We start from the raw sequence: 2,588 nt of genomic DNA, 5'->3' as shown, positions 1-2,588 counted from the left end.
TCCTTTCAAATCGTCCTGCTATAAGGCTTTTGTTAGCGCTTGCAATCCCCCAGTTATGATAAACTGTTGCAATTATAGCTCCTATTGTGCAGGCAACTATCCCATAAAACTCACTTTCAATTATTAGAATTTTTTTCATATCTTTAATACTCATTCCAAGAGCTCTTAATGTCGACATCTCTTTTCTCCTTGCAATGATATTACTTCTCATAATAAAAATACTGTTCACAGAAAGTATAAGTAAAATTAAGCACTGATATACTACTGTAAGTCTGTCCTCTGAACTTTGTTGTGCTCCGTAAAATTTCATATCTTCACCTTTACCACCTATTGATGAAAATGCATAATCCTTTGTTAGTTTCTCTAATCTTTTTTCAACTGGGTATAACTCACCTTTTTGAGTCATTACATAGATCTTGTTATAATCCTTTTGATTTGTTAATTCTTTATAGTCATCCTCCCTAAATATTACCTGTGCTCCACCAGCATCAACATTTCCATCTTGAGCTGCTGCATAGACTTCTTTCATAATAGCACCAACTTCAACCTTAATTGTTTCGTATTTTTTGATACCCTCCTTATATACAGGTATTTTTATATCTATAATATCCCCCACCTTCACATCATCAATTACCTCTGCTTCAAATGAGTGAGTAACTAGTGATTGGGTATTATTTACTAATATAACTTTTTTATACTTTCCTTCTTTATTATTTATTAAGTTTTTTCCTTCTTCAATAAATGACTCTCTACTCTTCAACATCTCATCGCTATAACCTCTTATAATAAGCGGATATTCATTATTATACTCATCTTGAAATAATGAACCCCTTCTATTTAATTCATCTTGATAGGCCTTAGATATTTTATCTTTAGGAACAAAAATATATCCATTAGAATTATAAAAGTTTGGTTCTACACTTTTCACTCCTTTTATATTTTTTATCTCTTCTATCATATTCTTATCAATTTTATAAAATAAACTTTCTGTACCATAGGAGCTTCCACTTACTGTTTTATCTACACTTCCATAGGACATTCCAAAGGAACCACCTGTTATTCCTTCCTCTATATTGGTATTTAATGTATCTTTCACTGCAAAACTAAATATAAACATTGTTCCAACCATGGTAATTGCAAGCATTGTTATGATAGTTCTAGATTTGTTTCTCCATATATTTCTCCTTGCAATACTTATAATCATACTTCCCTTCGTTATATTTGTTTTGATTCTCTTAGATTTTGATTTTCTTTTGTACTTCTCACTATTTTTTATTGAATCAATTATAGACATCTTCATAGCTTTTCTGACCACTATAAAACTACTTATAGATACAGATAATGTTGAAACTATAAAAGAATAGATTATACTTGAAGCTCCTATTGTTAGCATAGAGCTATATCCATATACTAATCGAACTCCAATATATGATAATGTCGTTCCAAGTAACATCCCAATTAAAGTTCCTAAAACTATATATATAAGACTAATCTCTGCAAACATTCTCTTAATTTTCTTCTTTGACATACCAATTGCTCTCATAAGTCCTATTTGTATTATTATATCCTGTAGGATAATATTGAAAATATTGTATATTACAAGGCTAGATACAATTACTAAAAGAAGTATCTTTTTAATATTTTCTATATTATTAGTAGACATATACTTTAATTGTTTAGCTGTCGTAACTTCCGAATTTTCATGTAAATAGTCCCAACTAAGACCCAGCTCTTTTTCCATTTTACTTACAAACTTAGATGTATTTTTTTCAGATTTAAGAAATATAGTTCCTTTATATGTATCTTTTGCTTTTATCGGAAACTTAGCTTCTTCATATATAAAAGCTTGAGTTCTAATACCTCCTATTGCACTGGATTTAGAACTATAATACTTATCCGATTTTTCAAGTACACCAACAATTTTAAATTTTTTATTAGCACTATCAATTTTATTAGCCCCATTGTCGTCAACGTATTTATTCATCAACATTAAATCAATATTCTTATTTAATGGATCATTTATTCCCATTTGCTTTGCTGCTTCTTTTTCTATGACTATTTCTCCATCTTTTCTTGGTTCTCTTCCCTTCATCTTATAATTAAGAGAATTTATAAAACCTTCATCAAATGAATTTAAATCAAGTTTAACACCATTTTCTTTATTAACTCCTTCAAGAAAATATTTAACCTTGCTACTTTTTTTTACTTCACTATCATTTTCTAGTTGTTTGGCTTTATCTATATCAATCCCTTCAAACCATACTTGATAATTTCCATTCAAATCTTTTGCTTCTTGTATTTGAGAATCATATCCCGAATCCCTGATTACATTCATAGAGAAAATAAGCATCACTGAAAGTGCAATACTTGACAATAGTGCCACTGTTTTTCCTCTTTGTTTTTTCATATACGATATTGCTAGTTTAAGTGTAATCAAAACTTTACCTCCCTTTCTTGTGCTAATCCTCGCATAAAAAAATGCTACCTTCTTTGTATCAAAGGTAACATTTCTAAAATTTTGATTCAACATAAGTCGGACAAGTGGTATTTTTTTACCGACAACTAGCATACTAAGTCTTAATTTATAG

The 2,588-nt window shown here is 29.4% G+C and carries 1 protein-coding gene; it reads right to left on the bottom strand.

The genetic code is table 11. The features are described 5' to 3' along the window. The coding region (locus tag J7G74_RS15085) for an ABC transporter permease (RefSeq protein WP_297136846.1) at nt 1–2,437 on the bottom strand (2,437 nt) is incomplete at its 3' end. Nucleotides 2,438–2,588 lie beyond the last annotated feature (151 nt).

The sequence above is a fragment of the Terrisporobacter sp. genome (assembly GCF_017888745.1).
GTDB lineage: Bacteria > Bacillota > Clostridia > Peptostreptococcales > Peptostreptococcaceae > Terrisporobacter.
This window is presented reverse-complemented; position numbering and strand designations above follow the sequence as displayed.